Here is a 7,974-nt window from a genome sequence, read left to right as displayed (position 1 = left end):
GTCACCGGATTCCGGTGACCGGCCCCGTTTCCGCGTCGGTCAGGAGAGCTTCGCCAGCACGGGCTTGAGCTTGTCCAGCACGAACGGGATGCCGTACACGGTGGGATACCGCAGCGCGGAGATCGTCTCCATGTCGGTCACCAGGTAGTTGCCCGCCTTCACCGGCGCGACCAGCTGGTTCGACTCGAATGCCTGCCGCAGGTCCGGCGAGGTGAACGCGATGATCACCGCGTCCGCCGCCACCTTGTCGAACTGCTCCGGGGTGAGCGTGCCGGTCGGGCTGCCCGCTTCGTTCTTGCTCGCGTCGAGCACCGCCGGGCTCAGCTTCAGGCCGAGCGACTGGATCAGCTGGACCGCGAAGTCCTTCTGCGACACCAAGGTGAAGAGCTTGCCCGGCGCGTTCCCCACCGACGCGGTGAAGGTTTTGCCGGCGGCCTTCGGGTACTCCGCCTTGGCCTTGTCGATCGACGCCTGCGTCGAGTCGATGACCTGCTGTGCGTCCGCGGTCTTGCCGAGTGCCTGCGCCACCACCTTCACGTGTTCCTGCCAGGTCTGGGCGCCCCAGTCGGTCGCGTAGCCGACCGTGGGCGCGATCTTCGACAGATTCGCGTACTCCTGGTCCAGGCCGTAGTCCGCGGTCGCCAGGATCAGATCCGGCTGGAGCTTGCCGACCTCCTCGGCGTTGACCCCGTTGGCCGCGTCGACGATGCGCGTCTTCGCCGGGTCGAGTTTGCCCTTCAGGTACGACGGTGCCTCGGTGGAGCCGGACTTCGTGAAGAACGCGACCGGCGTGACGCCGAGCGCGAGCGCCGCGTCGAGATCGTCGCTCGACGTCCCGACCACCACCACGCGTGCGGGTGCCTTCTGCACGGTCGTGGTGCCGAACTTGTGGACGATCTTCGCCGGGAACGCGGCCGGATCGGCCGCCGCTCCCGCCGGAGCGGCCGGGGAGGACGACGAGTCCTGGACGGTGCCGCACGCGACGAGCCCGCAGGACACCGCCGTCAAGAGCGCGAGCGCGCCGAACAACCGCTGACGAGACATGGAATGCACTGCCCTTCCGCTTCGAGGAGACGCGGTTAGGTTTGCCTATCCAAACAAGTTAGTCAAGCAGGTGCGGCTGTGAGCTTTCCCCGGTCGCGCGCCAGTTCCTTGTCGCCGAGGAGCTCTGACAGGCGCGCTGGAGTCTTCGGCGGCGGAACTGCCGCGGAGGGCCCCTTGCCGGACTCAGATTCCCTCAAGGGGTCCTTCACGGACTTGGGTCGCTGTGGCGGGGTACCACGAGCACGCGCGAGGGCTGACCGGGCGAGGGTTCGCCGGGCGAGGCTCAGAAGAGGGTCGCGGGCTCGACCGGCTCGGGTTCGGGCAGCGGCTCGACACCGGGTGCCAGCGCGCGCACCTCGTCGTGGAACCGGCGTGCCAATGCGGGGGCTTCGTCGTTGTCGGGGGTGTGCACGAAGATCGTCGGCGTACGGCCTTCGCGCAGCCAGGCTGCGACCGCCTCGGTCCACGGCTGCCAGCCCTCGACTGTCTCGGCCACCGAGTCCCGGCCAAGGTAGCGGACGATCGGCTGGTCGGTCAGCGCGCGGAGGCGGCGCGGCAGCCGGGGTTTCTTGGCCCAGGCGTCTTGTTCTGCTTCGCTGCTGGGCGGACGTTGGAAGAACACGGTGGTGTCGAACGGGACCCACTCGGCGTCCGCGTCGCCGAGGGCCTGCTCAAGCTGCGCGGCCGAACTGGTGTCGGCGAAGAAATCGGGGTGCCGCACCTCCACGGCGCGCCGGAGTGCGGCGGGGAGGCGGCGCAGGAAACGCCGAAGAGCGTCGACATCCGACGGGCTGAACGATCCGGGCAGCTGGGTCCACAGGACCGCACGCTCGCCCAACGGCTCGATCGCGTCGAGGAACGCGCGCATCTCATTCTCCACGCCTGCCAACCGGCGTTGGTGCGTGACGATCTTGGGCAGCTTGACGACGAACCGGAACTCGGGCCCGGTTTGCTGTGCCCACGTCGCGACGGTGTCCCGGGCGGGCGTCGCGTAGAAGGTGGTGTTGCCTTCGACCGCGTTGCACCAGCCGGCATAGGCGCGCAGGCGGTCCGTCGCGGGCAGCGCGGGCGGCAGGAACCGGCCGGGCCACGCCTTGTGCGTCCACATCGCGCAGCCGACGTGAAGACGTGCCACTTCCGCCAGCTCCCATCGGTCGTCAGGGAAAACTACTCCCTGCCGCCCGAAGCGGTGCGGACCGGTCGTCAGCCGAGCGTCCCGACCACCAATCGCGCTGCCACCGCCGCTCCGTCGGTCCGGATCTCCGCGCCCAGCGCCGCGGCCCGCTCCTGGGACGCCAGCGCGGCATCGAACGCCGCGCCCAGGGTCTCGACGGTCGCCGCCGCACCGTCCAGAGTGGCCCCGATCTGGTGCACCGCCACCTGGCGCGCCCAGTACGGATTGTCCGCCAGCCGGATCGGGACCACCACCTGCGGAACTCCGGCCCGGGCGGCCGTTTGCGTCGTGCCTGCCCCGCCGTGGTGCACCACTGCGGCCAGCTCGCTGAACAGGCGCTGGTGATTGACCTCGCCGATGGCGAAGCACTCTTCCTGGCCGTCGACCAGGTCCAGGTCCGCCCAGCCCCGGGAAACGAGGACGCGATAGCCGCGGGCGCGGCTGGCCTCGACGGCCCAGCGGGCGATCCCCGGCGCCGGGCTGATGCTGCCGAAGCCCACGTAGACCGGCGGCGGTCCGGCGGCGAGGAAGGCGACCAGGTCCGCGGGCAGCGGGCGGTCGTCCGGCTGGACCCACGCGCCGGTCTGGATCACGTCGAGCCCCGGCGTCCGCGGCCACGGTCCCAGTACCGGGTCGGCGGCCAGCCAGGGCTGGTCCGAGTAGACGTGGTCCCGCACGTTCTCCACCGGTGGCAGGCCGAGCCCGGCGCGGTGCCGGTTCAGCGGTTCCCGGAATTGGGCGTCGACCGCGCGGGCGTCGAGGTCCCACCGCGTCAGGTTGTCCGCGTCCTCCGGCTCTGGCCAGCCGGGCCGCGGCGGCGGCGCGTGATGCGGCGAAGGCAGGTTGACGGCCGAGTAGGTCACGTACACGTAGCGGATGCCGGCGGCCTCGGCCACTGATCGCGCGGCGACCTGGGCCAGTCCGGCCGCGATCAGCACGTCGCAGCCTTCCGCGGCGGCCGGCAGGACGGCGAACTGGGTGTCGACCAGATCGGCGCGGTAGCGGGCCAGCTCCGCCGGCGACGGCGGCGCGGCGCGGCGCATCAGGTCCCGTACCGGCGGCCCGGCGGGGAACGACTCGATGCCCAGCCCGGCCAGCCGCCGCGTGAACTCCTCGTCCGGCGGAGTGCACATCCGCACCTGCACGCCGAGCCCCCGCAGCTCTACCGCCAGCGCCGCCAGCGGATCGACATCGCCTCGGGTCCCGTACGTCGAGAGCAGCACTCGCATTCGCATCTCCTTCCGTGCGGCGAAAAGACTCACCGCGGCGCGCTGGCGTAGAACCCGACCGGCATCGTGACGTCCGCGCTCGACGCGCCGCATTCGAGCATCCACAACGCCGCGGCGGGGCCGAGTTCGCGGCCCAGCACGCCGAGCGCGGCCGGGTCCGGCGCCACCGCTCGTGCCTGCTCGACGCCGCGGGCGAAAGCGGCCGGGTCCCATCCCGCCGGGTCGCCGCCCAGCGAGCGCGCGCCCGCGGTGAGACTGGCAAGCGGCAGCGGGTCGGGCACGGCCAGCAGGCCGTGGGTCCGCTCCCCCACGAGAACCCCCATCCAGCGCGAACTTTCCGGGGTCGGGCGGGGGCCGGTCCACCGGGGACGGCCGTCCATGTCCGGGAGTTTCGCCGGAGCGCCGGAACGCGCCCAGCGGCCCGCCCAGTCCACCGCGAGGCCCGGGGCGCTGCGGCTGGCCGGATTGTGGAACCGGGCCATGTCCCATCGGTTGCCCACCGCGACGGCGGCCAGGTCGCGATGCGGCCAAACCCTTGCCTCCCACCAGAATCCCCACGGGAACGCCGCGGTGTGCCCCCACCACCAGTCGTCGCCGAGATCCGGGTCGGCGAGTTCCAGGGTCAGGCCGGAAAACGAGCGGACGCCGTGCGGGCTGGGGCGTTCGACGCGCGGGGCGGCCATCGCGGCGAGCGAATCCGGTCCGACGAGGCCCCGGTTTCCCTGCCCGGTACGAAGAAGCGATTGCAGCAGGCGCGCGAAGTCCGCGGCGCTGGTGTACATCCCTACCCCGGGATAGGCCGACGTGCGCAGCGGCGGGCTGGGCAGGCACCAGTCGCCGAACGCCATATATCCGGCAGCTCCGCTGGGCGGGCGTTGCGTTCCGTCGTCGATGCTCGTGGCCGTCATGCCGGTCGGGGCGAATACGTCGCGGTGGACGCGGGCGCGGTACGGCTCGCCTGCCAGGTGTTCGACCACGCCGCCGAGCACGCCGATGCCGAAGCTGGAGTACGAGTAGGCACCGGGCGCGCTCGTGAGCGGCAGCATTCCGCCGTACTCGACGGCACGGCCGATTTCGTGTCGGCGCCGGACGTAATCGAGGATCGGCTCTGCCGGCGCGGCAGGCGCGGTGGCCGTGACGATGTCGCTGTAGTAGCCGCCCTGGTGCGAGGCGAGCATCGCGGCGGTGACAGGACCCGCGTCCGGACCGCGCAGTCCGGCGGGCAGGACTTGGTCCACCGGAGTGTCCAGCTCGACCGCTCCGGCTTCGACCAGCTGGAGGAAAGCCAGGCCGGTGACGGGTTTGGTGAGCGAGCCGGCCGGTGCGACGGTCTCCGCGGTCATCGGCGTCTTCGCGGCCAGGTCCGCGAACCCGGTCGCGGCGGTCCGCAGTTCGTCGCTCGTCGCCACCGCGACGGCGACGCCGGGCGTGCCGGTCACCGCGGACAGCCGGGGCAGGACGGTTTCGAGCGCCGCCATCACGTCGTCGAGCATGTCTCTCCTAGCCAGGTCAAGAGTGGGTCTCATCGCTACCGTCCGTGAAGGGCCCCTTGCGGGAATCTGAGTCCCTCAAGGGGCCCTTCACGGACAGCCACGCGCGCCGGGCGTCCAGCGCCGCACGAGGTCGTCCACAACGGACGGTTCAGCCCTCGGTGGTGTTGTAGTTGACGATCTGGTCCACCAACAGAGCGCGCGCACCGGCCAGCGGGCTGTCCGCGTCCCGCCGCGCCACGTCCGGCAACCGGTGCGCCTCTTCCGCCGTGACCGCGACGATGCCCCAGAGCGCGTTGTGCCCGGCCGGATCGGCCGGTTTCTCCGCGGCCGCCTCGACGGTCACCACGCGCTCCCCGCCGGACACGGTGAGCGCGCCCATTTGCCGCAGCACACCGGGATCCCGCTCCTTCGCGGCCACCACGCCCCAGCCGGACGCTTCGGTCAGCCGCAGCGCAGTGCGGAGGCTGCCCACGTCGCTCACCACGATGTCCGGGAGCACGAGAGCCACCGGTCCCTCGGTCATCGGCAGCGCGCACCGGATCGCGCCGTCGAGTCCCGGCCCGGCGGCGTCGTCCTGGTAGACGAAGACCAGCTGGAAGGTCCCGACGTAGCGCGCCAGGTACTTCACGGTGTCCAGCTTGTGCGTGCCGAACACGACGACCACGCGCACGTTCAGCCCGCTCTTCACCAGCTCGACCGCGGCCTCCAGGCTGCGGTCGAGCACGGTGGCGCCAGGAGCCAGGCAGTGCAGCTCCTTCGCGTACGGCGCGCCGAATCGGGTGCCGAATCCGGCGCACGGAAGGATGATCGAGACGTCAGGCGCGGGAACAGCCATCGAGAGAGCCCTCGCAGTTCGGTCAGTCGGGAGCACGGACGCGGGACGGCTCAGCGCAGCCGCACCTGCAGGCCGGTCCGGTGGCGGCCGCGCGGCAACGGCACCCACTCCGGCTCGGCCACTGGCCGCACCTGCGGGAACCGGTCGAACAGGGTGCGCAGCGCGACCTCGGCCTCCACCTTCGCCAACGCGACACCGAGGCAGAAGTGCGGTCCCCAGCCGAATCCGACACTGCCTTCGCGGCCGCCGTGCTCGGCCTGCCAGCGCACATCGGAGTGACGCGGGTTGGCGAACTGGGCCGGGTCACGATTCGCCGCGCCGAGGACCGCCTGCACCGGGTCGCCCGCGCGGATCCGCACGCCGCCTACTTCGAGGTCGGTCGCGGCGTACCGCAGTCGCGCCAACTGCACGGGTCCGTCGGTGCGGGCCAGCTCGCGCACCGCGGCCGGCCAGAGCTCCGGTTCGCTGCGCAGCAACTCCCGTTGCGCGGGGTCGCGCATCAGCGCGAGCGCCGCGTTCGACAGCAGGTGCGCCATCGTTTCGTGCCCGGCGAGCACCAGGAACACCACCAGCGCGACCGCGTCGACATCGGTCAGGTCGTCCTGCGCGACGACTTCGCTCAGCAGGTCCTCGCGCGGTTCGGCCCGGCGCTGATCGACCAATGCGTGGCAGTAGGCGAACATCTCGCCGAGCGTCGGAGTGATCCGCGCCGGATCGCCTTCGACCAGCGTCTTGCCCCAGCGCCACCAGTCCGACCAGTCTCGCTCGGGCACCCCGACCAGTTCGCACACCACCGCCATCGCCAGCGGGTAGGCGTACTCGTCGATCAGGTTCACCGTTCCCGGCCGGGCATCGAGGTCGTCGAGCAGTCCGTCGACGATCTCCTGCACCCGCGGGCGCAGCGTCGCGACCCGAGCCGCGCCGAACGCGTGGCTGATGCTGCGGCGAAGCCGCTGGTGCTCGGCGCCGTCGAGGCTCAGCAGGCTGGCCCGCAGGTACGGCAGGTGCTCCGGAGGCGTGCCGAGCGCGAGGAACGTCTCCTCCTGCGTCCGCGCGCCCTGTCCGGGCAGCCCGGCCGGGTCGTTGCGCACGGCCGGATCGGACAGCACCGCGCGGACTTCCGCGCTGCCGGTCACCAGCCAGCCCTCCTCGCCGCCGGGCAGGCGGGCCCAGCAGACCGGTGCTTCGGCGAGGATCCGGTCGTATCCGCGCATCGGGTCGGCGAGGACGGCCGGATCGCGAACGTCCAGCACGGGTTCGGGTGGCACGCGTTCGGGCGGCACAGTTTCGGGCGGCATCGGGCAGAACTCCTTCACCGGCGGCGTCAGCCCTTCAGCGGGCCGCCGTTGATCGCGACGCGATGCCCGAAGCGGGTGTGCGGGTAGTAGTCGTAGGTCGCGTGGTGCTGGACGCAGCGGTTGTCCCAGAACACCAGCGTGTTCGGCGCCCAGCGCACCCGGCAGGCCAGCATCGGCCGGTTCGGGACGACCGAGAACAGCAGGTCGAGCACCGCCTGGCTTTCGTCGGCGGACAGCTGCGGGATGCGCGAGGTGTAGGCCGGGTTGACGTACAGCAGCGGCTGGTCGGTCTCCGGGTGCCGGACGACCACCGGGTGCTCGCTGACCGGCGGCAGGTAGCCGTCCGGGATCCGGTGGCCGCGGAAGGCGTGCGCGCCGTCGTGGATCGCGGTCAGCCCGGCGAGCAGTTCCTTCAGCTTCGGCGACAGCATGTCGTATGCGAGGTGCATGTTCGCGAAAAGGGTGTCGCCGCCGCTGCCCGGCTCGGGCATCCGCGTGATGTGCAGCATCGAGCCCAGCGACGGTTCGGCGTCCGCGGTGCCGTCGGCGTGCCAGCCGTTGCCGAACACGTTGGCGGACTCCGGCGCGGTCGCGACTTCGAGAACATACGGGTCGCCGTGCTCGGGCGGCGGATTGACCGGGCGCAGCTCGCCGAAGCAGGCGGCGAGGCGTTTGTGGTCCTCCACCGAGATGTCCTGGTCTCGGAACACCAGCACGTGGTGGTCCAGGAACGCGGTCTTCAGCTCGGCCAGCTGGTCTTCGGTCAGTTCCCGGGTCAGGTCGAGCCCGGTGACCTCCGCGCCGATCACCGGGGTCAGTCCCCGCACCGCCAGCGTCCGGTAGTCGCGCGCCGGCCGCGTAGTGATCCGCTTGATGGCGTCGAGTTCGTACTGCTCCATGG

The 7,974-nt window shown here is 71.6% G+C and carries 7 protein-coding genes; all 7 read right to left on the bottom strand.

The features are described from left to right. Positions 1 to 39 precede the first annotated feature (39 nt). A complete protein-coding gene (locus tag AMYBE_RS0107905) occupies positions 40 to 1,044 on the bottom strand; it encodes an ABC transporter substrate-binding protein (RefSeq protein WP_027927473.1) in 1,005 nt (334 codons plus the stop codon). A 283-nt stretch (positions 1,045 to 1,327) separates the two neighbouring features. Further along, positions 1,328 to 2,152 carry a DUF72 domain-containing protein gene (locus AMYBE_RS0107900; protein WP_020658816.1) on the bottom strand — a complete coding sequence of 275 codons (825 nt, stop codon included), beginning with the start codon at positions 2,150 to 2,152 and terminating at the stop codon, positions 1,328 to 1,330. A 95-nt stretch (positions 2,153 to 2,247) separates the two neighbouring features. Then, positions 2,248 to 3,447, bottom strand: a complete 1,200-nt coding sequence (locus AMYBE_RS0107895; protein WP_020658815.1) for a glycosyltransferase — start codon at positions 3,445 to 3,447, stop codon at positions 2,248 to 2,250. 29 nt (positions 3,448 to 3,476) lie between these two features. Then, positions 3,477 to 4,940, bottom strand: a complete 1,464-nt coding sequence (locus AMYBE_RS0107890; protein ID WP_020658814.1) for a serine hydrolase domain-containing protein — start codon at positions 4,938 to 4,940, stop codon at positions 3,477 to 3,479. A gap of 148 nt (positions 4,941 to 5,088) precedes the next feature. Next, positions 5,089 to 5,775, bottom strand: a complete 687-nt coding sequence (locus AMYBE_RS0107885) for a glycosyltransferase family protein (protein WP_020658813.1) — start codon at positions 5,773 to 5,775, stop codon at positions 5,089 to 5,091. 50 nt (positions 5,776 to 5,825) lie between these two features. Beyond that, positions 5,826 to 7,073, bottom strand: coding sequence for a cytochrome P450 family protein (locus AMYBE_RS0107880; RefSeq protein WP_020658812.1), 1,248 nt, complete (start codon positions 7,071 to 7,073; stop codon positions 5,826 to 5,828). Positions 7,074 to 7,099: 26 nt separating this feature from the next. Continuing rightward, the gene (locus tag AMYBE_RS0107875) at positions 7,100 to 7,972 is read right to left on the bottom strand and encodes a TauD/TfdA dioxygenase family protein (protein ID WP_020658811.1); all 873 of its coding nucleotides are present in this window, start codon (positions 7,970 to 7,972) and stop codon (positions 7,100 to 7,102) included. Positions 7,973 to 7,974: the final 2 nt, after the last annotated feature.

It is taken from the genome of Amycolatopsis benzoatilytica AK 16/65 (assembly GCF_000383915.1).
GTDB lineage: Bacteria > Actinomycetota > Actinomycetes > Mycobacteriales > Pseudonocardiaceae > Amycolatopsis > Amycolatopsis benzoatilytica.
The sequence above is the reverse complement of the archived record's forward strand: the minus strand, read 5'-3'. Positions and strand labels throughout refer to the sequence as shown.

Coding starts and splice junctions, on each gene's coding strand:
- AMYBE_RS0107905 (WP_027927473.1), bottom strand. CDS start 1,044: ATGTCTCGTCAGCGGTTGTTCGGCGCGCTCGCGCTCTTGACGGCGGTG.
- AMYBE_RS0107900 (WP_020658816.1), bottom strand. CDS start 2,152: ATGTGGACGCACAAGGCGTGGCCCGGCCGGTTCCTGCCGCCCGCGCTG.
- AMYBE_RS0107895 (WP_020658815.1), bottom strand. CDS start 3,447: ATGCGAGTGCTGCTCTCGACGTACGGGACCCGAGGCGATGTCGATCCG.
- AMYBE_RS0107890 (WP_020658814.1), bottom strand. CDS start 4,940: ATGCTCGACGACGTGATGGCGGCGCTCGAAACCGTCCTGCCCCGGCTG.
- AMYBE_RS0107885 (WP_020658813.1), bottom strand. CDS start 5,775: ATGGCTGTTCCCGCGCCTGACGTCTCGATCATCCTTCCGTGCGCCGGA.
- AMYBE_RS0107880 (WP_020658812.1), bottom strand. CDS start 7,073: ATGCCGCCCGAAACTGTGCCGCCCGAACGCGTGCCACCCGAACCCGTG.
- AMYBE_RS0107875 (WP_020658811.1), bottom strand. CDS start 7,972: ATGGAGCAGTACGAACTCGACGCCATCAAGCGGATCACTACGCGGCCG.